Consider the following 23857-nt stretch of genomic DNA (forward strand, 5'->3'; position numbering starts at 1 on the left):
AGTTTGTTTCCGCTTTGATAGTTCCCGTTTATGGCTTTGTGAAGGATTATGCCAAGGAGAAAGGCATTGCATACAGCAATATGGATGAGTTACTGCAACATCCCAAGATACAGGCGTTGTTCCGTGCCCGTATCGATACCTTGCAGCAGCAATTTGCCCATTATGAGCAAGTGAAGCGCTTCACGCTCCTGACCGAACCGTTCAGCATGGAGCGTGGCGAGCTGACGAACACGCTGAAGCTGAAACGCTCTGTAGTGGCAAAGAACTACAAGGGGCTGATTGACAAGATGTACGAGGAATAGATTTCCATTTGTTTGTTTTTGAACCGTCCGACTTGGAGTGAATTATTTTCATTCCGGGCCGGACGGTTTGTTTTATGTATGGACTTGCCCTTGGCAGATAGGACTCTCGAGTATGTGCACGTTAGTTAGGCTTAAAAAACAGCCTGGTAGATAAATGGGGATTTATCATTTCAAAACAGCTTCTTCAAAGATAAAGGGGAAGAACCGTCTGTCATCTGTCACGGGATTCAAGCACGTAGTCCGGAACGCTCCCCTTGTTCAGTCCGTCTTTCCCCGTTGCTTTATCCCTCAAACGCTTGGTGTCTGTCCCCGAAACAGCCTTTGTTCATTGTCGGCTCACTCGGGTGAACAAATCAGCTCACTATGGTGAACAACTCCATTCACTATAGTGAACGAGTCAGACCACTATAGTGAGCCGCTCAGAAACTCAAAGCCTCTATAAGACAAAGAAGCGGACACAACAAGAGAAAGAAGGGGACGAGACAAGAGAAAGCAAGGGAACGGGACAGACCGAACACCGGTGAGGGCAACATTAAGAAAATCGTATTAGTTTTTCCTTCTTCTTCCGAACCCGATTAACTTTTATTAGCAAAGAAACTTCTGTTTCTCGATAGGGTTGCGGTTCTCTACCCGGTTTTATATACGAAGCTTAAAAAGAAATCTGCAGAATAAGAGACATTTTAATAAGCTCGAGTATTAACCGTAACATTCTAATAGCCTATGTAGCATACAAAAAGAAACAAATGAGATTGACATTCAACCCTGCTTGTCAATCGGAAAGACAGACCCCATCAGAATCTGTTTATTAACTTAACACACATTTAATCTAATATTTATTTTCCGAAAAACAGCTTATGAAAAAAAGAATTATGCTGACCTTGGTTTGCCTGCTGGCAGCCATCGGTTGGGTAGCAGCCCAAAATTCCCCCATTACCGGTATCGTTATTTCAGCTGAGGACAATGAACCGATTATCGGAGCTTCCGTATTGGTAAAAGGAAGCACTACCGGAGCCGTAACGGATTTAGACGGCAAATTCACTATTACAGATGCGCCCGCAGGTGCGAAAATCCTGCAAGTGTCTTTCGTAGGTATGATAACACAAGAAGTTCCCATCACTCCGGGGACGATAAGAGTCACATTAAAGAATGATGCCAAGCTGCTGGATGAAGTGGTGGTAACGGCATTGGGTATCGCAAAGAAAGAAAAATCACTGACTTACTCTACTCAGGTAGTAAACGGTGATGAATTGGCACGCGTGAAAGACCCCAATATGATGAACGCATTGGCCGGTAAGACGGCAGGTGTGCAGATTAATAAGAGTTCTTCCGGTTTGGGAGGTTCTTCTAAAGTGATTATTCGTGGTAACCGTTCTGTAAGCGGAAGTAACCAGCCGTTGTATGTGATAGACGGTGTACCGTTCGGTTCATCTACCAACGAAAATACCTCAACTACTATCGGCGGAGACAACGACAGTGGTAACTACGACCGTGGCGACGGTATTTCCAATCTGAATCCCGATGATATTGAGAGCATGAACATATTGAAAGGCCCTGCCGCAGCTGCACTTTACGGTAGTTCGGCTGCCAATGGTGTGGTGATTATTACCACTAAGAAGGGCAAGGAAGGACGCGCCAGTATCAGTTTCAATACCAGCACCACTTTCGATATAGCTGCATACGGTATTCCCGAATTCCAGAATCACTATACGGGTGTGTCAACCAGTTGGGGCAGTGATATCAAAGGTAGTCCCGACTATACAGACGATTTCTTCAAAACAGGTGTCACTACTATCAACTCGCTCTCGTTGAGCATGGGTTCGCAAGCTATGCAAACTTACTTTTCCTATGCTAATACTTACGGCAAGGGCGTGGTGGAAGGTAATAGCTTGGTGAAGCATAATTTCAATTTTCGCGAAACTGCCAACTTCCTCAATAACAAACTGACTGTTGATGCCAATATCAATGCGATGTATCAAAGGGGGAACAACCGTACTACTTCGGGAGGTTATTACATGAATCCTTTGGTAGGTCTTTATCACTTCCCGCGTGGTGGTGTTGAAGGTGGAAAGGACTTTAACTACTACAAAGATAATTATCAGATTCTTAATGCCGGTCGTAACATAATGGACCAGAACTGGTATAAATCTCAAGGTACTGATATGGAGCAGAATCCCTATTGGTTGATTAATAAGGTTCCGAATGAGGATACCCGTTATCGTACATTGTTGAATCTGAGTGTGAAGTATAAGTTCAATGACCTGTTCAGTATACAGGCTCGTGGTAGTGCCGACTATGTTGTAGACAAGAACAATACACGTATGTATGCAGGTACCAGCCCGGTGTTGTGTGGTATGAATCCGGCTGGAACAGGAACTAACGGTCGTTACATCTACGGTGAATCAAGTAGCCTTTCTTCTTATGGGGATGTTTTGTTTACTTATCAACAGCAATTCACTAACTTCAGTGTCAATGCTTCGGTAGGTGCCAGCATCAACGATTATACAGGAAACGGTACAGGTTTCGATTCCTATCCGGGTATACTCTCTGTGCCCAACGTATTCACTATGCAGAACTGCTCCTTGAACAAGGGCTCATTGACCGATTGGAAAACCCATACTCAAAGCCAGAGTGTGTTCTTCACCGGTCAGGTAGGCTTCAAAGATCAGATTTATGTGGACGTGACAGCACGTAACGACTGGACTTCAACATTGGCATTTACCAAATACAAAAACAAAGGCTTTTTCTATCCGTCAGTAGGTGTGACATGGTTGCTGAACGAAACATTGAAATTACCTTCTTGGATTGATTTAGGTAAGATTCGCGGTGCATGGTCGAAGGTGGGTAACGGTTTGAATACTTATACTTCAAATCCTCTCAACTCCATTACAAAGAGTGGTAGCATCAATTTCAACAGTACAGCTCCGTTTGCAGAACTGAAACCGGAAATGACTACTTCCATTGAGTTTGGTACTGAGTGGCGCTTTTTCAATAGCCGCTTGGAGTTCGACTTCACTTATTATAAGACTAATACAAAGAATCAACTCTTTACGTTGGATGCTCCGTCAGGTTCACAATACGCCCGATATTACATCAATGCCGGTGATATTCAGAATACCGGTGTCGAAGTTATGTTGAATGGAACTCCTGTCATGACTAAGGATTTCCGCTGGAAAACCGGTGTTAACTTTGCAACCAATAAGAACGAAGCAAAGGCACTGGCTGGTGATGACTTTGGTTATTTTACATTTAGCGGTGGCGAAAGTAACAATGTATGGAGTCGTTTAGAAGTAGGTGGTTCGTTTGGTGACATTTACGGTACTACTTTTGTACGTGACGAAAAAGGCAATATTCAGTATGAACCTGCAAAAGAAGGACAAAAAGATAGTGATAGACTTCCATTGGTGGACAAGACAAATCCGGTGAAACTGGGTAATTCTACTCCTGATTTTAACTTGGGGTGGAGCAATACAATCACGTGGAAGGACTTCTCTCTTTACTTCTTGATTGATGGACGTTTTGGAGGTGAAGTGATGTCTTTGACGGAAGCCGACCTCGATCAGCAGGGAGTAAGCAAGGCAACGGGTGATGCTCGTGACCGTGGTTACGTGATGCTGGAAGGCCGTCAAATTACAGATGTGGAAGGCTTCTATAATCAGGTTGGTGGCCGTGCGGGTGTGACCGAGCATTATATGTACAGTGCTACCAACATACGTTTGCGCGAACTTTCCATTGGCTATAGTCTGCCTCAGGCTTGGTTGGCAAAGACTGGTGTCATTAAGAACGCACAGGTTTCACTTGTAGGCCGCAACCTGTTCTTCTTCAAGAACAATGCTCCATATGATCCTGATGGCATGCTTTCTACCAGCAACCGTCTGCAAGGAGTTGATGTGTTTGGTATGCCTACCAACCGTTCGATTGGGTTCAACTTGAAAGTTAATTTTTAAACAGTAGATATGATTATGAAAAATATATTTAGACTTACAGCTGTAGCGCTGCTGGCAGCTACCTTATTCTCGGCATGTACGGGAGCGTTCGAGGATATGAACACTAATCCGAAGGGAGTGAGCGATGAAGAACTAAAACAAGATAACAACTACATTGGTATGCACTTCATTCCCATGATGCAGTCTATCTATTATAATAAAAATGCAGGTGTCAATGTATGGGAATATCAGCTTATTCAAAATTTGAATGCCGATTTGTGGTCAGGCTATATCAGTACGGCTACTGCATTTGCCGGCAATGTAAGTAATGTGACCTATGCCATGAATGCAGGATGGAATGACAACTGTTGGGATTATGCTTATAGAAACGTAATGGTGGAAAGCTTGAAAATCACCAACAAGTGCAAAGACGATATGGAGACGTATGCCCATTTCGAGGCTATCAATACCATCTGCCGCGTAATAGCTATGTCGCGTCTTGCCGACCAATACGGATGTATTATCTATTCTCACTATGGCGAATCGGCTACTGGTGGTGAGTATGATTCAGGACAGGATGCTTATAAAAAATTCTTTGAAGAATTGAAAGAAGCTGCAGACGTGCTGCGTACTGCTAAAGAAAAGGATGTGGCTTCGTTTATGATGTTTGATTATGCCTATGGAGGTAACTTGAACAAATGGGCGCAGTTGTGTAACACCATTCGTTTGCGTTTGGCCATGCGTATTGTGAAGTATGATGCTGCTTGGGCAAAAAGTGAGGCGGAAGCTGCCATGAACGATAGTAATGGATTGATTGAAACCAATGATGCTAATTTCGGCATTGCAGGAAACGGTTATGTCAATCCGCTTTACGGTATTGCATTCAACTATGGAGATGGTGTTTTAGGCGCTAATATTCCTTCTATCTTGTCTGGTATGGGCGATGCGCGTCTTGATAAGTATGCTACACAGAACAGCAAGAGTGAATATTTTGGTATTCGTCTTGGTATTAAAGGACTGGAAGAAGAAGGGTTTTCGGATGCCTATAAGGCGATTGTAAGTCGACCCAACTTGACAGAAACCTCTCCTGCTATTTTGGCAACTGCTGCCGAAACCATTTTGTTGGAAGCCGAAGCTGCTTTGCGTGGTTGGGATGTAAATGGTAAGGGCACCGCTCAGAGCTTGTATGAAAAGGGTATACGGACATCGTTCGAACAATGGGGAGCCGCTGTGGGCGATTATTTAAGCAGTACGACTACTGCTGCAGCGTATGTAGACCCCGTTATTCCCGCTGCCAGCATTGAAGGCCAGAGCAAGGTGACTGCTAAATGGGACGAGTCTTTGAGTAACGAGGAAAAATTTGCTAAGATTGCCACACAACGCTGGATTGCTATTTATCCTGAAGGTATGAATGGCTGGGCTGAGATACGTCGCACTGGTTATCCCAAATTATTCCCGGTAATGGTGAACTACAGTCAAGGTGAGATTGATACAGATCTTGGCCCACGCCGTTTACCCTTCACCATCAATGAAAAAGGCAATAATCCTACCGGTTATGCCAAAGCCGTCGAAATGTTGGGCGGACCGGACAATGGCGGTACTCGCATCTTCTGGGATGTAGATAAACCGAACTTCTAATCCGCATTATTATCATAGAGATTAAGTGATGAGGACTTTTTGAAGCATGTTTTTTTAAGGGGAAGTATGAAAAACATATTTCATATTTCCCTTTATGTATTTTTTGTTTAATATAATAATTGATTATTATGAATTCAAAATATCTCGTGAATGGCTTGTTTATATTATGCTATTCTATGTTTTTAATGTTTATGAGCGCTTGTTATAATGAGTTGGAAACTGTTGACTTTGAAGAACAAGAAGAACAGCAAAGCGTTTCAATAGAAGATGGTATGTGTATAATCCAATCACTTGGATTCGATACTTTAGATGTGGTAGAGTTGAAGTCAGGTTATCTTATTCAAGGTGATATATACCTTGAAAAAAGTAAACTTGTCACTTATAGTCAACCACAAACAAGGCAGGCTTATCATACTACCGGTTTAATTGGTCACCCCAAACAAAGAGCAATTACCGTTGGTGTTGATAGCTCGATACCTGCATCAGGTGTGGATGATTGGCGAGATGAAATACAGGAAGCCATCAATCTGTGGAATCCTCTTAGTAACCTTAAAATGACTTATACTACAGCTGCCAATCCGGATATACTCATCCGTAGTGATGCTAGCACTCCTTTACCGAACAATACTATTGCGGCAGGCTCTTGGCCTATGAATGGAAAACCAGGTTCCTCTATTTGGATAAATTTGGATTATGATTATAACAAAACCATTCCAAGACTTCAGAAGATATATAATATGGTACATGAGTTGGGACATTGCTTCGGACTAAGGCATACAAATTGGAAATCATTGGGTGAATCTGTGGCCAATGGTATTACTGGAACTTTTGATTCAGATCCCTATTCTGTGATGAATGGAGGAACTGCCGAATATCAATGGTCTGGGTTTAGTGAGGGAGATAAATCAGCGATAAGTTATTTGTATCCTCGATTTTTTGAAGGAGATTTTGTTAATTACCCAACAGAGGTAAAGCGCTTTGGAGTTGACGTGTATATGGTACGTGTTGTCGGCAATCACCCTATTCTGAAATATGAATGGGGGACTACAGGCATGTTTTTGCTTGCTTCCGAAGGAGATGCTGCTAAAGTTATTTTTGGTAGTCCTGTAACTTCTGAACTTAGGGCATATGTTACTACTGTATATGGAGAAACTTATTGTATTAGTAGAGAGTATGCCACTCAAACAACTATTCAAAGACTTGTTGAAAATTGAGATTAGGCATAGTTCCTCATATATTTGTACTAATTTTCTTCTCCTTTATGCTTTAATCACCTTATAACTTAATAATTATAATATGATGAAGAATGTAATAAAACTTATCTTTTTGCTTTTTGATTTAGTTATCGGTTGCTGCGTTTTGCTTCATGCCCAGGTAGATGAAAAGTTGAAAGCCGACATCGTCAGCACGGGCTACGTGCACAGTCCGTTACCGCTCGACGAGACAAAGGCTTTCGAAACATTCGGCTTGAAAAAGAAAGTGTTGGAAACCGTGATGCTGTGTGATATGGAGGATTTCTCCAAATGGTCGCATAAGGGCATCGGTAAGATTGGTTTGACTGACGAACGGAGCAAGTCCGGCAAGCACAGTCTGCGTCTGGAAGCTCCCGCCCATCCGGAGAAGATTCTTGGCTGGGGTTTGGGACGCGGCACTTGCATGGCCTCTTATGATATAGGAGGTGTGAACTGGGAAGGTTACAACCGCCTGAAGTTCTATATCTATCCCACGTGCGAAGGAGCACGCAGCATCTACCTCAACCTTTATGTGGAGAATGACGGAGAAATAAAAGTACCCGACATTTACGGTCGGGAAGGCTACCACGAAATCAATCTGAAAAATAACCAATGGAACGAATGCTTCGTCGAGATGTCCGGACTGGCGCGCGACAAGGTAACCAAGATTTCATTTGCCATCGAAGTGTTCGGCAAAGAACGTACTATGGGCGACTTCCTTCGCTTCGATGTAGATGCCGTGGAACTTCAGAAGGTGGAGAACCCGGAAACCGTGAAAGGCTGGATGCCTGCACAGAATCGCATCATCTTCTCTACTACCGGTTATAGTATAGAGAGCCCCAAAAGCGCCATTGTCAATGTGGAAAAGCACGGCGGACAGTTCCAGTTGAAGGATGCCGCTACGCAGGCCATTGTTTATACCGGTCCCGTTCGTAAGGAAAAGACCGGCCTGGGAGAGTTCGAGACAATAGACTTCTCGGACTTCAAGACACAAGGCCGTTACGTCATTCAGGTAGGGGATGTCACCACCTTGCCTTTCTATATCCATCAGGATGTGTGGGATGATTCTGCCTGGCGTATGGTGAACTTCCTGTTCTGCGAGCGTTGCGGTTATCCCGTTCCCGGAAAGCACGGGGCTTGTCATAATGACCTGCATGCCACTTACAACGGACATATCATTCCTATAAACGGAGGATGGCACGATGCCGCCGATATGTCCCAACAGACCTTACAGACGGGAGAGATAGCCTATTCCTTGCTCTTGATGGCCGAACGTGCCAAAGAAAAAGGCAATGTAGACTTGTACAACCGCCTGATGGAAGAGGCTTTGTGGGGAATGGACTATGTGATGAAGACCCGTCTGGGCGATGGCTACCGTGCACAGACATGGGGCACCAACCTATGGACCGACGGTAAGGTGGGCACCGACGATGATGCCGGTCGCCGCGAACTGCTTGTCCATAACGGAGCTTTGGAGAATTTCCTGCTTGCAGGAATTGAAGCGTATGCCTCCATGAGGATTGAAAATGACGAGGCGCTTAAGGGTAATCTGAAAAAGATTGCAAAGGAAGACTTCGGCTATGCCATGAAGCGCTTCAACGAACTTGGCTTTGCCGAGCTGATAAAAAAGGGTGGGGGACATGCCGCCATGGCATCCGAGAGCCAGTACCACGCCAACATCTCATGGGCGGCCAGCATGCTCTATAAGCTGACCGGTGAACAGCAGTATGCCGATGAGGCTGTAAAAGCCATCCGCTACACCTTGCAGTGCCAGCGCACCGAACCGTTGAAAGACAAAGACAAGACCTGTGGCTTCTTCTATCGCGATTTGGCAAAGAAGTCCATTGTACACTATACTCATCAGTCTCGCGATTATGCCTACATGGAAGCCCTTGCCGCCCTCTGCGAAACGCAGCCCCGTCATGCCGAGTATGAGCAGTGGATTCGTGCCATGAAACTCTATGGCGGTTATCTGAAGAACATCATGAAGTATGTATATCCTTATGGAATGGTGCCCAGCGGCATCTATCACAAGGATGAAGTGAAGGACTCCGTCAACTTCTACGCCGTCCAGGTAGGCATTCGCAGTGGTGCTGCGAAGGATTTCAAAGAACAGCTCGAGAACGGTATCCGTCTGGATAAGGAGCATTACTTGCGTATATTCCCCGTCTGGTTCTCGTTCAAAGGAAATATTGCCGTACATTTGTCTACCGGAAAAGCAGCAGCCATCTGCGCCAGAGTGTTGAAGGACAAGGAACTGAAAGACATTGCCGAACAGCAGCTCTTCTGGGTTGTAGGCAGGAATCCTTTCGGACAGTCCATGATTTATGGGGAGGGCAGCAACTATCCGCAGCTCTATACGGCACTGCCTGGAGAAACGGTAGGAGAGATACCCGTAGGTATGCAGTCTTATTTCAATGAAGATGCTCCCTACTGGCCGCAGTTCAATACGGCTACTTATAAGGAAGTCTGGGGCTCTTCGGCTGCCAGATGGCTGATGTTGGTTTCCGAATTCTAAAGCAAGATGATATGAGTGACAAGACTGTTTATTCACGGCGCAATCCGGCCATTGACATGCTGAGGGCGTTGACCATGTTCACCATGATTTTCGTCAATGACTTCTGGAAAGTGCATGACGTACCCCATTGGCTGGAACATGCCGTTTATGGTGAAGACTTTATGGGACTGGCGGATATTGTATTCCCCTGCTTCTTGTTTGCAGTGGGAATGTCCATACCATACGCCATCGAACGCAGATATGCCAAAGGCTTTTCGGCAGAATCCACCTTAGGACATATCCTTTCCCGCACCTTTGCTTTGCTGGTGATGGGGGCATTCATCACAAACTCGGAGTTCCGGCTTTCACCGGAAGCTCCCTATCCGATAGGGGTATACTGGTTCTTGATGGCCATAGGCTTTATCGGCGTGTGGAACCAATATCCGAAACCGGCTTCCGGTACTCAGAAGAACCTTTTCCGTGCTTTCAAGATAATCGGCGTATTGGTTCTTCTCTACCTTGCCTTTACCTTCCGCAATCCGCAGGAAGGTGTATTCGGGGCTTATTGGGGAATATTGGGATCCATCGGCTGGACTTATCTGGTATGTGCCGTGATTTATTTCTTCAGCCGTGACCGGTTGAAGTATCTGCTGCCCATCTGGGGAGTCTTCATTCTGATATGTCTGTTGGGCACGCCTTTGCGCGAAAGCTTTGGCGGCGAGGCCATTCTTACCTTTCCCGAACGTAACTTCTATCAAGGTATGCTGGGCATCCTGCACATCGGCAACGGAGCTTTGCCCGCATTTACAATGGGAGGTATCATCCTTTCCATTCTCAGTGCCCGCTATGCCGACAAGGGTGACGGTTGGAAACTTCGCAACGGGCTGACGGCTGCTGTCCTGCTTCTGTTGGCCGGGATAGGGGCGCATCATTTTTGGATTGTAGCCAAGATAGGCGGCACTCCTCCCTGGGTGTTCTATGTAACTGCCATTTCCGTGGCACTCTATACGGTGCTTGGCTGCTTGGTCAGTCATCAGGTCACGGGCTGGTTCAATCTGATACGCCCTGCCGGAACGGCTACGCTGACTACCTATCTGGTGCCTTATGTCTTTTATGGATTCGCCGATGTGACCGGTGTTATCCTGCCGGACTGGTTTACGCATGGATTCATGGGACTGGTCAATTGCCTCTGCTTTGCCTTTGTGGTAATCGGCGTTACCTGGGTGATGGAAAAACTGCACGTTAAACTTAAAATTTAGATAGAATGAAAAAGAACTTTTTACCTGCATTCTTATTGCTGTTCCTGGCGCTGGGCCTGTTTTCGTGCCAGCAGGGAACTAAAGAGACAAACAAAGAATATCCCATGTTCTGGACGTGGCTGGACTATCGTCCCGGTATGAACTTCGACTCCATTTGCCAAGTGATGAACGACATCGGCATGGACGGAATCATGCTGAATGCACCGACTCCCGACGATTACCGGGTAGCCATACCGATTGCCCATAAACACGGAATCGAAGTGTATGCCTGGCTATGGACCATGAATCTGGAACACGACCGTGACAAAATATTGAAAGAACATCCCGAATGGTTCAGTGTGAACCGTAACGGCAAGAGCCTGGCAGACACTACCGCCTACGTAGGCTATTACAAATTCCTTTGCCCGGCACTGCCCGAAGTCCGTGAGTTCATCAAGGAGAAAATCAAGGCCTATTGCGAAGTGGAAGGTTTGAACGGCATTGCCATCGACTACCACCGTTTTGTGGATGTGGTGCTTCCTACTACCTTGTGGCCTCGCTACGGCATTGTGCAGGACCGTGAATACGCTGCATGGGATTACGGCTATCATCCGGAAATGCTCAAGAAGTTCAAGGAGCAGCATGGTTATGACCCTCGCGAACAGGAAGACCCTTCGCTTGATGTGAAGTGGCGTCAGTTCCGTTGCGACCAGATAACCGAAGTGGCCAATATGATTGCCGAAGTGGTACACTCCTACGGCAAGACAATGGCTGCCTCTCCGTTCCCTACTCCGAAGATGTCCTCGCGCATGGTACGTCAGGACTGGGGCAAATGGAATCTTGACATTGTATTCCCGATGGTTTACCATACTTTCTATACGGGCGATGCCAGCTTCATTTCCGACTGTACGGTGGAGAATGCACGCGACAAGAACGACATGACGACGCTGTATTGTGGCATGACCGCCACGGACGGGCCGATGATGTTTGAGTGCATGGATGCCGCCTTGAACAACGGCGCCCAGGGAATTGCCGTGTTTACGATGCTCGGTCTGCGTTCTCCGGAGGTGAAGAAGCAGTTCAAGGCTTATACGGACAGTGTCAGAGCCGTGCGTGCCGCCAACGGTGGAGTGATAAAGGCAACCTATCCTAAGGTGGCCGAACCGGATCCGTTCAAACACGAAGGCATTATGAAACTGATGCAGGAACGCATGCAGCAAATCATAGCCACGGCTGCCGGTAAGGAAGAGCCGGCTCCGCTGGCATTGGGCGAGTACAAGGAGGTGGATTCCTACGACGCAACGCGCTGTTATCAGGTGGTAGACAATAATAGCAAGACTACTTTTGACGTGACGTTCTATCTTTACGGCGATGTCGTTTCCGGATGGGATGTGACAGTGGCAGACAAGGATTCTTCTAAGAAATGAAAGGACGTTTTATGATAGTGAGAGATTACGGGAGCAAACTCTTTCTGCTCTTTGTGTTTTCGATGGTAGGCATGGTTTATTGCAATGCTCAGAGTGGAAAGAGTTTGCCCGTAAGGAAAGTAATGTGTACGGCTTCACCGGAAGGTGGGGCTGTGCCGTCCTTGCTGGACGGGAACGGGATAGAGTTTCAGCCCCTTGATGTGGTCAACTGGAAAGATTATCCCTACAAGCCGGAAGTGAGTTTCCGCATAGCCCATACGGGGCGCGAAATCCTGCTCCACTACAAAGTGAAGGAAGCCAGTGTGCGTGCAGTGGCCTCCGGAGACAATGGCCGGGTATGGGAAGATGCTTGTGTGGAATTCTTCGTATCTCCCGAAGGTGACGACCGCTATTACAATTTCGAATGTAACTGCGCCGGCAGGCTGCTGATTCAGGGAGGTGCAGTCAATGAGCGCCGTCCTACGGCGAGTCAGGAGGTGCTGGGCATGGTGAAACGTTGGAGCTCGTTGGGCGGCGAACCTTTCGAGGAACGTTTGGGCGAGTGCAGATGGGAACTGGCCATGGTTATTCCCGTTTCCGTTTTCTTCCAGCATTCCGTCGGTTCTCTGGACGGAAAAACAATGAAAGGGAATTTCTACAAGTGTGGTGACAAACTCCAGACTCCCCACTTCCTTTCTTGGAGTCCTATCGGGCTGGAACGCCCCATGTTCCACTGTCCGGCCTTTTTCGGCACCTTGTCTTTTGAATAAATCTTTAGGGTGTTCTGGTGGAATCATTTGCCGTTAGCATTACTTATTGGATTGACAATTGCGGAATTATGTGTTTTTTTATACCTTTGCACTTCCTAAATTGTAAATGCATATATGATTACCGCAGAACAACTGAAAGATATCAAAGAACGTACCGAGGCGTTGAATCGCTATCTGGACATTGAAGGAAAGAAGATACAGGTGGAAGAAGAGCAGCTCCGCACCCAGGCTCCCGGTTTCTGGGACGACCAGAAGGCTGCCGAGGCTCAGATGAAGAAAGTGAAAGGCTTGCAGCAATGGATTTCCGGCTACAATGAGGTAAAGACCTTGACTGACGAGGTACAACTGGCTTTCGACTTTTACAAAGACGAACTGGTGACTGAAGAGGAAGTGGACGATGCCTATGCCAAGGCAATCACTGCTGTCGAGGCCCTCGAACTCAAGAATATGCTTCGCGAGGAAGCCGATCAGATGGACTGTGTGCTGAAAATTAACTCTGGTGCCGGTGGTACGGAGAGCCAGGACTGGGCAAGCATGCTGATGCGTATGTATCTGCGCTATGCCGAGACTCACGGCTATAAGGCCACCATCGCCAACCTGCAGGAAGGAGACGAGGCAGGTATCAAGACTTGTACCATCGAGATTTCCGGCGATTATGCCTACGGCTACCTGAAAGGTGAGAACGGTGTACACCGCTTGGTGCGTGTTTCGCCCTACAATGCCCAGGGCAAGCGTATGACTTCTTTTGCATCCGTGTTTGTCACTCCCTTGGTAGATGATACCATTGAGGTGAACATCGAACCTGCCCGCATGTCATGGGATACCTTCCGAAGTGGTGGCGCCGGTGGACAGAACGTCAATAAGGTAGAGTCCGGTGTCCGTCTGCGCTATCAGTATAAGGATCCATATACGGGCGAAGAGGAAGAAATCCTGATTGAAAATACCGAGACACGAGACCAGCCCAAGAACCGCGAGAACGCTCTCCGCCTTCTCCGTTCCATGCTTTACGACAAGGAACTCCAACACCGCATGGCCGAGCAGGCAAAGGTGGAAGCCGGTAAGAAGAAAATCGAATGGGGTAGCCAGATTCGTAGCTACGTCTTCGACGACCGCCGCGTGAAGGACCACCGTACCAACTTCCAGACCAGTGATGTGAATGGTGTGATGGATGGAAAGATAGACGGCTTTATCAAAGCTTACCTGATGGAGTTTGCAGGAAGTGGCGAATAAATTTTCTCCCTTTCATTTGCATTCTTCCCGAATTTCTTCTTACTTTGTTCATCGTTGAACTTTAAACTATAAAACACACCATGGGAAAAAGTAAAAAGAAAGCAATGCACAGCCAGAAGGAAGAGCAACAAGCCAAGAAAGTGATGATGACGATGGGAGTAATAGCCATTGTATTGGTCATCGCCATGTTTGTGGCTTACTCTTACTGGGGCTGATAAAATCACTGGAAACGACATGCCGCAGGAGATAGAACGGAAATTCCTCGTGACGGGAGAATACAAGCCACAAGCGTATGCACACAGCCGTATCGTACAAGGATACATCAGCAGTGTACGTGGACGGACAGTACGGGTGCGCATCCGCGATGAACGGGGATTTCTCACCATCAAGGGTGCATCCAATGAATCGGGAACCAGCCGCTACGAGTGGGAAAAGGAAATTCCGCTGTGCGAAGCGCGGGAATTGCTGAAGCTGTGCGAACCGGGTATCATCGACAAGACCCGTTACCTGGTGCGCAGCGGACAGCACGTCTTTGAGGTGGATGAATTCTATGGCGAGAATGAGGGACTGACTGTGGCCGAGGTGGAACTCTCCTCGGAAGACGAGCCTTTCGTGAAACCTGCATTCATCGGACGGGAGGTGACGGGAGATGTCCGCTACTATAACTCGCAACTGATGAAACACCCTTTCACCACGTGGTAGCAAACCAATTGTGTGCCGTACTTGTTTAATCGTCATGGAGAAACTTTACGACTACCTGCCAAGAGAACTGGTCACCTTCCTTTTGGTCACTGTATTCTCTTTACTCATCGGGCTTTCACAGCGTAAAATCAGCTTGAAGCGCGAAGGGGAAACTACGCTTTTCGGTACCGACCGCACCTTCACCTTTATAGGCATTCTGGGCTATCTGCTCTATATCCTCGACCCTACGGGCTATCGTCTGTTCATGGGAGGAGGAGCCATTCTGGGACTGCTGCTCGGACTGAACTATTATGTGAAGCAGTCACAGTACCATGTGTTCGGAGTAACCACCATCATTATTGCACTCATCACCTACTGTATTGCTCCCATTGTGGCCACGCAGCCGTCGTGGTTCTACGTCATGGTCATAGTGACCGTCCTGCTCTTCACCGAGCTGAAACACACCTTCACGGAACTGGCCCAGCGCATGAAGAACGACGAGATGATTACGCTTGCCAAGTTCCTTGCCATCAGCGGCATTATCCTGCCGATGCTGCCCAATGAGAATCTTATTCCCGGCATCAACCTGACGCCATACAGTATTTGGCTGGCCACGGTGGTTGTATCGGGCATTTCCTACCTTTCTTATCTGTTGAAGCGTTACGTTTTCCATGAGTCGGGCATTCTGGTTTCGGGCATCGTGGGAGGCTTGTACAGCAGCACGGCTACCATTTCCGTACTGGCGCGAAAGAGCCGTAAGGCTTCTGTGCAGGATGCTCCCGAATATGTGGCGGCCATGTTGTTGGCGGTCAGCATGATGTTCCTCCGTTTCTTGATATTGATAGGTATTTTCAGCCGGGAGACGCTACTGGCCATTTATCCCTACCTGCTGATAATGTCGGTGGTAACGGCTGCCGTGGCATGGTATCTGCATTCCAAGCGGAAACGGGTGGACGACGGCACGCAGACCACGGAGGACGAGGACAGCAGTAATCCGTTGGAGTTCAAGGTAGCGCTGATTTTTGCCATGCTGTTTGTGGTGTTCACTATCTTGACCCACTATACGCTGGTGTATGCCGGCACGGGTGGACTGAACTTGCTCTCTTTCATTTCGGGGTTCAGTGACATTACTCCTTTCATCCTGAACCTGCTTCAAGGAACGGGCAGTGTGGCGGTGCTGGTGATTACGGCTTGCAGCATGCAGGCTATTGTCAGCAATATAGCGGTAAACATGTGCTACGCGTTATTCTTTGCCGGTGGAAAAAGCCCTTTGCGGCCGTGGATATTGGGGGGATTCGGCTCTGTTATTGCCGCAAATATCTGTCTGTTACTTTTCTTCTATTTTCTCTAAATTGCTTTCTTTTTGCTTTTTTAACTCCGAAAGTCTCGTAAATGCATGAAAAAGGGGCTATTTTTGCCGAATTCATTGTGACAAAACTCGAACGGGAAACGTCTAATACCAAGACAATAAACATGAATAGTCACTAAATATAAAAACGCAATGAGAACAAAATGGACTGTGCTGCTATGGATGCTGATGATTTCGGGACTGCTTGCAGCGCAAAACACGGCAAACACTTCTTTCCAGGTTAAAGGAATTTTGCTCGACTCACTCACCCAGGAGGGTGAACCTTATGCTACCATTAAAATCGTGAAGAAAGAGGCCCCTGCAAAGGCGCTGAAAATGCTGGTAACGGACATGAAAGGCCAGTTCCAGGAGAAAGTACCCGGTACGGGCAACTTCGTGATGACCATCACTTCCGTGGGACGTACTCCCATCGTGAAGGACTTTTCTGTGAAGGCAGGGGAGAAGCTGGTGGACTTCGGCACGCTGTATATCGTAGATGCCTCCAATGAGCTGGGGCAGGTGGAAATAGTGGCACAGAAGCCTCTGGTGAAGGCAGATATCGACAAGATAGAGTACAATGTGCAGGATGACCCTGACGCCCAGTCGAACTCCGTGCTGGAAATGCTTCGCAAGGTACCGTTGGTAACGGTGGATGGCGAGGACAATATTCAGGTGAACGGGAGTAGCAGCTTTAAGGTATATGTCAACGGAAAGCCCAACAACATGATGAGCAACAACCCGACGGAAGTGCTGAAAAGTATGCCTGCAAACAGTATCAAGCATATTGAAGTGATAACCAATCCCGGCCCCAAGTATGACGCCGAGGGTGTGGGCGGTATTCTGAACATCGTCACCGTGGGCAGCGGACTCGAAGGCTATACGGCTACGTTCAGTGCCAATGTCAGCAACCGCGGTGCAGGCGGCGGGGCATTCGGTACCATAAAGAGCGGAAAGCTGACCGTCAGCGCCCGCTACAATTACAATTACAACGACCAGCCCCGCAACTACAGCAGCGGCAGCCAGCACGTGACACCGGAAGCTGTTACGGAGAATTCTTCCAATCTGGACTATGACGGCAGCAACAAGGGACACGGTTCTTTCCAGTCGGGCAGCATGGAGGCCAGCTACGAAATAGATACATTACGCTTGGTTACCATGTCTTTCGGACTTTGGGGCGGTGGGAATAAGAGTAACGGCTCTACGGACTACATCGCCACCTTTCCAGAGAACATAAATGCTGCTCCCATTTACAGTTATTCTGCCTTTAACCGCAGCAAGTCTTCCTGGTATTCTATCGACGGAGGTATCGACTACCAGCGTCTGTTCAAGGTCAAGGACCGCATGTTGACGTTCTCCTACAAGATAAACACCCGTCCGCAAACGTCGGATTCCTATACGGAATATGAAATAGACAATGGCTATAACCCCGATTGGGCAGACTATCTGAACCGTTTGAAGAACCAGCATAACGACGGTGATCAGAATACCACGGAGCATACGTTCCAGGCCGACTATACCACGCCTATCGGCAAGCTGCATACATTGGAGGCAGGTGCCAAGTACATTCTGCGCAACAACTCCTCCGAAGACGACCGTTTTGATGCGGACGATACCGGAAAGTATGAATACAACAAGGACCAGAGCTCACACTACAAGCATTTGAACGATATTATCGCCGCCTATCTGGGATATGGACTGAAGGTGAAGAGACTTTCGGGCCGTTTGGGATTACGCTACGAGCATACCATCCAAGATGTGAAGTATCTGGTGGGCCGCGGCGAGGATTTCACAAAGAACTTCGACGACGTAGTGCCTTCCGCTTCTATCGGCTACAAGCTGACGGATATGTCCAATCTGCGTTTGGGGTACAACATGCGTATCTATCGTCCGGGAATCTGGTCTCTGAATCCTTATCTGAATGATACGGACCCCTCCTATATCAGCCAGGGTAATCCGAAGCTGGACAGTGAGAAGAGCCATGCTTTCAACTTGAGTTACAGTAACTTCACACAGAAGTTCAATATCAATATCTCGGCCCGCTACTCGTTTACCAACAACAGTATTGAGAATGTGACAAGGCTCATGCCCGATACGGAGATTGAGGGATTGAAGAACCCCACGGGCAAGGATGTGCTTTATTCTACCTATGCCAACATCGGCAAGACCCGTTATGCCAGTGTGAACGGTTACGTCAACTGGAATGCCACTCCACGTACACGTATCTACATGAACATGAGCGGCAATTACTCTTATCTGGAGGGCAGTGAAGGCATGCGTAACGATGGCTGGAGCCTCTTTGCCTACGGCGGTGCACAGCAGACGCTGCCCCATGACTGGCGCATCAGTCTGAATGTCTTCGGACAGACGCCGTGGATTATGCTGCAAGGTAAGGGCAGCAGATTCTTTGATTATGGCTTGAGCGTCAACAAGTCCTTCTTGGACAAGCGCCTCACCTTGTCTGCCTTTGCCAGCAATTTCTTCAAGAAGTATATGAACCAGAGTTCCACCACCGAAGGCAGCGGCTTTGTACGCGAAAGCAACTATAAGTACAGCCGCCAACGCTTCGGCGTAAGTGTCAGCTACCGCATCGGTGAGCTGAAGGCAAGCGTGAAGAAAGCTGCACGTACCATCAGCAATGATGATGTGAAGAGCGGTGGCAGTGGTTCCGGTGGCGGCGGTGAATAGGTTGTAAATACATCCCCTTCTGAAACTTGTACCTCGCTATTCATCAGAGAATACAAGTTTCAGAAGGGGATTTTTTATGATAGTAAGTTACTTGCTGACTGTTGAGAACCCCAACTCCTTCAACCCTTTCTGCACATCCGGATGACTCATGAAGAGCTTCCACAGCAGTCCCGACCGATAATTCTCGAGCATGACGGCTATCGGGCCCTGGTCAATGGCGAGGTAGCGCTGCGGATACCAGTTGTCCGTTTCGCTGAAAGCATCGTAGAAGCCATAGGGGCCGAAGACCTTATCTCCCATCTCGTAGAGGTGGCGCATCACTTGCAACGACTGTTCCGGGGTATAGACGATGGATGACAAGGCGGCAGTTGGAGAGATGACTCCCTGGTCGTCGCGTTCGTTGGGAGCGTGGGCGGCATATCCGTTGACGGAGTAGCTGGCTGTCAGTCCCCAGCAGTCGGGCCCGAAACCTTTGTAGTGCTTGGGGTTGCGGACACAGTAGGCACGGTTCACAAGCGTCAGGTTACGCATCTCGTCGAAGTAGTTGGCGCAGTATTCATCCTTCAGCCCGATGGGGTCGAGGCCGAGAAACGAGTATTGTGCCCAGAAGAGCGGTCCGGCTTCTGTGCCTTGATAGCGCAGATGCAACTCGATATTCTCCACTTTATGAGGGTCTACAATGGCCCCGTTCTGCGCCCAGCCCTCGTGATAGACTGCTGCAGGCACGCCGTGGGTAGGCGAGGCGGCGGCAAGGATATACATGATGAGGCATTCGTTGTAACCGTGTACGGGAAAGTTCATTTCCCAACCGTATTCCGGACTCCAGTGCCAATAGAGCACGTTCTGGCCGTTCTGGCGGTAGAAGTTCCAGTCCACTTCGCGCCACAGCTTGTCGATGCGGGCGGCGAGGGCTTGCTCGGCGGGCGAACCGTCGATGTAGTACTGGTGGACGGAGAGCAGCGCCTGCATGATGAAGGCTGTTTCTACCAGGTCGCCGCCATTGTCTTTCTGCCCGAAGGGTTTCACCTTGCCCGTATCGCCATACCACCAGTGTGGGTAGGCACCGTGGAAACGGTCAGCGGTTTCGAGGAAGGAGACGATTTTCTCCATTCGTTCCAGCCCTTCCTGGCGGGTGACATAGCCGCGGTCTATACCGGCAAGTATAGCCATGATGCCGAAGCCGCTTCCACCGGACGTGATTACGTTCTGGTCGTTCTCCGGATAGACACCGTCCATGTGGATGCGTTCGCGTGCCAGTCCGCTGTTGGGCTCGGCACCTTCCCAGAAGTAGTTGAAGGTACGGCGCTGTACGGTGTCCATCAGGGCATCGTCGCTCAGCCGGTCTTCTTTGGCGGCGGGGCTTTTGCATTGCGTGAAACCGAGCAACAGCAGGAACAATAATAAACAGTATTGTATTTTCATTGTACCAATGCTTACTTGTTTTTTTATCATTTACTTATCTATATTCATTGCACGGTCAATTCAACAAGTATAGGACAGTGGTCGGAAAGGTAGCTGTTCTCCGGTTTGTCTTGGATAACGCGGTAGCGGTCTATCTTTGCGCCTTTGGTCACGAAGACATAGTCCAGCAGTACGCGTTCCTCCACCGGCAGACGGCCGAAGTCATGGAAAGACCAGGACGGACCGTAGGTGACGGCAGCTGTCTTTGCGGCATTTTCCATTCCTCCCTTTTCCAGCGTTTGCAGAGGTTCTTCACCGGGCGTACAGTTAAAGTCACCGGTGATGATGGCGGGCATGTCCGGTGCTATCTCCTTGATTTTGTCGAGAATGAGTTGCACGCCCTCTTTGCGGGCTGTCTTTCCGTCGTTGTCCAGATGGGTGTTGAAATATACAAACTTTTGTCCGTTGTTCTTTTCCTGCAGTATCGCCCAGGTGGTGACACGGTTGTAGGAAGCGTCCCAGCCCTTGATGCCGATAGTTTCGGGTTGCTCGCTGAGGGAGAAATTGCCGTATTCCACCAGTGTAAACCGGTCGGTCCGGAAGAATATCGGGCAGTATTCGCCTGCTTCCTTGCCGTCGTCGCGCCCCACACCGAGTGCTGTGTATTGCGGCAGCCCGCGTTTTAGGTCTTCCATTTGGTTGTGAAGCACTTCCTGCATGCCCAGCAAGTCGGGGCTGTAGTAGGCTATCATACGGCAGGCGTCACCCTTGCGGTAATTCCAGTTGTTTACACTGTCCGAAGGAATATCCAGGCGGACATTGAACGTCATCACTTCCAGCGGCTGTCCGTTCTGTGCGGAGGGCTGGCTCTTGCAGCTGCCAAGGAGCAGAATGCTGCAAAAACAAAGGAGTAAAGTAGTATATCTCATGTTTTCTTGTTTTTAGAGTGCAATATTAAATATTTTATTTTATTTCAGTGTCAGTCGGGCTGTCTTTTCTGCCTGGCTGCTGCCACCTATCATCACATCGAAATCTCCCGGCTCGGCCACGTGGTTGAGGTCGTAGTCGTAGAAGCGGAGCAGCTCAGGGGTAATCTTGAAGGATACGGTCTTGCTTTCGCCCGCTTTCAGGAACACCTTTTCAAAGCCTTTCAGCTCGCGTACGGGGCGGGTAATGCTGCCTACGAGGTCGCGGATATAGAGCTGCACGACTTCTGCGCCGTCACGCTTGCCGGTATTGGTCACGGTGACTACGGCAGTGGTGGAGCCATTTTGTCCCATGACCGGGGTACTGAGGGCGATGTCGCTGTACTGGAAAGTGGTGTATGAGAGTCCGTATCCGAAGGGATACAGCGGTTCATTGTCCACATCCAGATAGTTGCTGCGGAACTTCTCGAACCAATTGCCGGCAGCCAGCGGGCGACCGGTATTCTTGTGGTTATAGAATAAAGGTATCTGCCCCACGTTCTTCGGGAAAGTCATGGTCAGCTTACCGCTTGGGTTCACGTCGCCGAACAGTACGTCGCCGATGGCGTATGCCGCTTCACTGCCACCGAACCATACGTTCAAGATGGCGGGCACATGTTCCTGCTCCCAGGTGAGCGTCAGCGGCCGGCCGGTGAAGAGGGTTAGTACAACGGGCTTTCCGGTCTTCAGCAAGGCCTCCAGCAGGGTGCGTTGCACGTCGGGGATGTCGAGGTCGGTACGGCTCGAGCTTTCACCGCTCATTTCGGAAGACTCGCCCAGGGCGGCTACAATCACGTCGGCACCGGAGACCACCTTCAAAGCTTCGTCCAGCAGTTCCTTATCCGTACGGTTGTCCCGGCCCAGCGATCGGCCGAATAGGGTGGCGCGTTCCTCGTAGGCTGCATCACCGATGAGGTTGCTGCCTTTGGCGTAGGTGATGTTCACCCGGCCGGCTGTCATTTCTTTCAATCCTTCGTACAGAGAGGGATAGTCGTCCAGGCGTGCGGCAACGCTCCAGGTGCCGGGCATGTTGCTGCGGGTATTGCCCAGGGGGCCGATGACGGCGACGGTGCCTTGCTTCTCTAAGGGAAGGACGGGACGAGAAGACTGCTTGCCTTGTCCCTCAAAAGGTTCGTTCTTCAGCAGTACAAAGCTTTCGGCGGCAATCCGGCGGGCAGCGGCGCGGTGCTCGCGGGTGAAGATGTCGCGTGCGGGACGGCTGAGGTCGCAGTATTTGTAAGGGTCATCGAACAGCCCTAACTTGTATTTCGCTTCAAGGATGCGGCGGCAGGCTGCATCTAGTGTCTTCATGGTTATTTTGCCTTCGATGAGCGACTTTTTCAACGTGCCCACGAAACCTTCGCTCACCATATCCATGTCCACACCGGCGTTGAGCGCACGAGCGGAAACGGTCTGCAGGTTGCCGATTCCGTGTTCCACCATTTCGGAGATACCGGTAAAGTCGGTCACCACAAAACCGTTGAAGCCCCATTGTTTGCGTAGCACGTTTGTCATCAGCCAGTGGTTGGCGGTGGCGGGCACGCCGTCCACTTCGTTGAAGGAGGCCATCACACTACCCACTCCGGCGCGGACGGCTACTTCATAGGGGTACATGTATTCGTTGAACATGCGGTTGCGGCTCATGTCTACGGTGTTGTAGTCGCGTCCGGCTTCTCCGGCACCGTACAGTGCGAAGTGCTTGACGCATGCCATGATTTCGTCGTTCCGTGTCAGTTGGTCGTTCAGGTCTTTTCCCTGATACCCCAACACCATGGCGCGGGCGATGGCGCCTCCGAGGAACGGGTCTTCGCCCGAACCTTCGGATACACGTCCCCAGCGCGGGTCACGGCTGATGTCCACCATCGGGCTGAAGGTCCATGAGATGCCGTCGGCACTGGCTTCTGTAGCGGCTATGCGGGCAGACTGCCTGATGGCTGCCATATCCCACGTGCAGGAGAGGCCGAGGGGGATGGGGAAGATGGTCTCATAGCCATGTATCACATCCATGCCGAACAGCAGGGGGATGCCCAGGCGGGAGTTCTCTACGGCCAGTTTCTGTACGTCGCGTATCTTGGCCACTCCTTTCAGATTGAAAAGCCCTCCCACGAGCCCCTGCTCAATCTTCTTGGCCACGTCGCTGCTCTTTGCCTGACCGGTGGTGATTTCTCCGGTCACGGGCAGGTTGAGCTGGCCGATTTTCTCTTCCACAGTCATCCGGCGCATCAGTGCGTCGATGAAGCGGTCCATGTCCTGCGGAGATTTCTGCGCCTGCACGGTGGCGGTGCCACCTATTAAAGCGGTTGCGAGCAGCAGACTTGTTCTCTTGAAAATTTTCTTCATATTCATATTGAATTAATTGTTTGTAAGTATGTTCCCTTCATTGTTTTTAGATTGCCGTCACTCTATTGCAGTGGCGCTATGACTTCTTTGCAACGGTGCTGCAATATCTCTGCAGTGATACTGCAAACAATTTGCAGCGCTACTGCAACTGCTTTGCAGCGACACTGCAACTGTTGTGCAGCGACACTGCAACTGTTGTGC

The 23857-nt window shown here is 49.1% G+C and carries 15 protein-coding genes and 1 pseudogene; 13 read left to right on the forward strand and 3 right to left on the reverse strand.

Annotated features, from left to right (window positions below; all coding sequences use genetic code 11):
• The 13 genes and pseudogenes from ABUA47_RS03345 to ABUA47_RS03405 all read left to right on the forward strand — a co-directional run.
• Window positions 1-302, forward strand: a pseudogene (locus ABUA47_RS03345) (long-chain fatty acid--CoA ligase); the annotation flags it as partial.
• An 854-nt stretch (window positions 303-1156) separates the two neighbouring features.
• The gene (locus ABUA47_RS03350; protein ID WP_005830357.1) at window positions 1157-4246 is read left to right on the forward strand and encodes a SusC/RagA family TonB-linked outer membrane protein; all 3090 of its coding nucleotides are present in this window, start codon (window positions 1157-1159) and stop codon (window positions 4244-4246) included.
• 15 nt (window positions 4247-4261) lie between these two features.
• On the forward strand, window positions 4262-5863 hold the full coding sequence (locus ABUA47_RS03355) for a SusD/RagB family nutrient-binding outer membrane lipoprotein (RefSeq protein ID WP_005834583.1): 1602 nt from the start codon (window positions 4262-4264) through the stop codon (window positions 5861-5863).
• Window positions 5864-5991: 128 nt separating this feature from the next.
• Complete coding sequence (locus tag ABUA47_RS03360; protein WP_227186670.1) at window positions 5992-7077, forward strand: M57 family metalloprotease; 1086 nt, start codon at window positions 5992-5994, stop codon at window positions 7075-7077.
• 85 nt (window positions 7078-7162) lie between these two features.
• The gene (locus ABUA47_RS03365; protein ID WP_035447731.1) at window positions 7163-9613 is read left to right on the forward strand and encodes a glycoside hydrolase family 9 protein; all 2451 of its coding nucleotides are present in this window, start codon (window positions 7163-7165) and stop codon (window positions 9611-9613) included.
• Window positions 9614-9624: 11 nt separating this feature from the next.
• Window positions 9625-10851 (forward strand): DUF5009 domain-containing protein, encoded by a 1227-nt coding sequence (locus tag ABUA47_RS03370; RefSeq protein ID WP_008662716.1) that lies wholly within the window; start codon window positions 9625-9627, stop codon window positions 10849-10851.
• A 5-nt stretch (window positions 10852-10856) separates the two neighbouring features.
• Window positions 10857-12257, forward strand: a complete 1401-nt coding sequence (locus tag ABUA47_RS03375) for a family 10 glycosylhydrolase (RefSeq protein ID WP_008662717.1) — start codon at window positions 10857-10859, stop codon at window positions 12255-12257.
• Window positions 12254-13006, forward strand: coding sequence for a carbohydrate-binding family 9-like protein (locus ABUA47_RS03380; protein ID WP_008662718.1), 753 nt, complete (start codon window positions 12254-12256; stop codon window positions 13004-13006). The genes ABUA47_RS03375 and ABUA47_RS03380 overlap by 4 nt, the downstream gene beginning before the upstream one ends.
• A gap of 114 nt (window positions 13007-13120) precedes the next feature.
• Window positions 13121-14236, forward strand: coding sequence for a peptide chain release factor 2 (gene prfB, locus ABUA47_RS03385; RefSeq protein ID WP_005830350.1), 1116 nt, complete (start codon window positions 13121-13123; stop codon window positions 14234-14236).
• An 80-nt stretch (window positions 14237-14316) separates the two neighbouring features.
• The gene (locus ABUA47_RS03390) at window positions 14317-14451 is read left to right on the forward strand and encodes a hypothetical protein (protein WP_005830349.1); all 135 of its coding nucleotides are present in this window, start codon (window positions 14317-14319) and stop codon (window positions 14449-14451) included.
• A gap of 19 nt (window positions 14452-14470) precedes the next feature.
• Window positions 14471-14938, forward strand: a complete 468-nt coding sequence (locus ABUA47_RS03395; RefSeq protein WP_005834595.1) for a CYTH domain-containing protein — start codon at window positions 14471-14473, stop codon at window positions 14936-14938.
• 34 nt (window positions 14939-14972) lie between these two features.
• The gene (locus ABUA47_RS03400; RefSeq protein WP_005830344.1) at window positions 14973-16268 is read left to right on the forward strand and encodes an MgtC/SapB family protein; all 1296 of its coding nucleotides are present in this window, start codon (window positions 14973-14975) and stop codon (window positions 16266-16268) included.
• A 150-nt stretch (window positions 16269-16418) separates the two neighbouring features.
• The gene (locus ABUA47_RS03405; protein ID WP_349831420.1) at window positions 16419-18950 is read left to right on the forward strand and encodes a TonB-dependent receptor domain-containing protein; all 2532 of its coding nucleotides are present in this window, start codon (window positions 16419-16421) and stop codon (window positions 18948-18950) included.
• Between the two features lie 87 nt (window positions 18951-19037).
• On the opposite strand, the gene ABUA47_RS03410 is transcribed toward ABUA47_RS03405, so the two are convergent.
• Genes ABUA47_RS03410 through bglX form a run of 3 tightly spaced genes read right to left on the reverse strand, consistent with a single transcriptional unit; the run spans window position 19038 to window position 23656 of the window.
• Window positions 19038-20372 (reverse strand): glucoamylase family protein, encoded by a 1335-nt coding sequence (locus ABUA47_RS03410; protein WP_035447069.1) that lies wholly within the window; start codon window positions 20370-20372, stop codon window positions 19038-19040.
• 44 nt (window positions 20373-20416) lie between these two features.
• Window positions 20417-21280, reverse strand: coding sequence for an endonuclease/exonuclease/phosphatase family protein (locus tag ABUA47_RS03415; protein ID WP_008662722.1), 864 nt, complete (start codon window positions 21278-21280; stop codon window positions 20417-20419).
• A 39-nt stretch (window positions 21281-21319) separates the two neighbouring features.
• Window positions 21320-23656: a beta-glucosidase BglX gene (bglX, locus tag ABUA47_RS03420; protein WP_035447730.1), complete on the reverse strand. Its 2337-nt coding sequence runs from the start codon at window positions 23654-23656 to the stop codon at window positions 21320-21322.
• Window positions 23657-23857: the final 201 nt, after the last annotated feature.

Source organism: Bacteroides sp. RTP31139st1_H2_RTP31139_211217 (assembly GCF_040227615.1).
In the GTDB taxonomy this organism is placed as follows: Bacteria; Bacteroidota; Bacteroidia; order Bacteroidales; family Bacteroidaceae; genus Bacteroides; species Bacteroides uniformis.

What these genes read in the sequence shown, in the direction of transcription:
- ABUA47_RS03350 (WP_005830357.1), top strand. Translation starts at nt 1,157, where the DNA reads ATGAAAAAAAGAATTATGCTGACCTTGGTTTGCCTGCTGGCAGCCATC.
- ABUA47_RS03355 (WP_005834583.1), top strand. Translation starts at nt 4,262, where the DNA reads ATGAAAAATATATTTAGACTTACAGCTGTAGCGCTGCTGGCAGCTACC.
- ABUA47_RS03360 (WP_227186670.1), top strand. Translation starts at nt 5,992, where the DNA reads ATGAATTCAAAATATCTCGTGAATGGCTTGTTTATATTATGCTATTCT.
- ABUA47_RS03365 (WP_035447731.1), top strand. Translation starts at nt 7,163, where the DNA reads ATGAAGAATGTAATAAAACTTATCTTTTTGCTTTTTGATTTAGTTATC.
- ABUA47_RS03370 (WP_008662716.1), top strand. Translation starts at nt 9,625, where the DNA reads ATGAGTGACAAGACTGTTTATTCACGGCGCAATCCGGCCATTGACATG.
- ABUA47_RS03375 (WP_008662717.1), top strand. Translation starts at nt 10,857, where the DNA reads ATGAAAAAGAACTTTTTACCTGCATTCTTATTGCTGTTCCTGGCGCTG.
- ABUA47_RS03380 (WP_008662718.1), top strand. Translation starts at nt 12,254, where the DNA reads ATGAAAGGACGTTTTATGATAGTGAGAGATTACGGGAGCAAACTCTTT.
- prfB (WP_005830350.1), top strand. Translation starts at nt 13,121, where the DNA reads ATGATTACCGCAGAACAACTGAAAGATATCAAAGAACGTACCGAGGCG.
- ABUA47_RS03390 (WP_005830349.1), top strand. Translation starts at nt 14,317, where the DNA reads ATGGGAAAAAGTAAAAAGAAAGCAATGCACAGCCAGAAGGAAGAGCAA.
- ABUA47_RS03395 (WP_005834595.1), top strand. Translation starts at nt 14,471, where the DNA reads ATGCCGCAGGAGATAGAACGGAAATTCCTCGTGACGGGAGAATACAAG.
- ABUA47_RS03400 (WP_005830344.1), top strand. Translation starts at nt 14,973, where the DNA reads ATGGAGAAACTTTACGACTACCTGCCAAGAGAACTGGTCACCTTCCTT.
- ABUA47_RS03405 (WP_349831420.1), top strand. Translation starts at nt 16,419, where the DNA reads ATGAGAACAAAATGGACTGTGCTGCTATGGATGCTGATGATTTCGGGA.
- ABUA47_RS03410 (WP_035447069.1), bottom strand. Translation starts at nt 20,372, where the DNA reads ATGAAAATACAATACTGTTTATTATTGTTCCTGCTGTTGCTCGGTTTC.
- ABUA47_RS03415 (WP_008662722.1), bottom strand. Translation starts at nt 21,280, where the DNA reads ATGAGATATACTACTTTACTCCTTTGTTTTTGCAGCATTCTGCTCCTT.
- bglX (WP_035447730.1), bottom strand. Translation starts at nt 23,656, where the DNA reads ATGAAGAAAATTTTCAAGAGAACAAGTCTGCTGCTCGCAACCGCTTTA.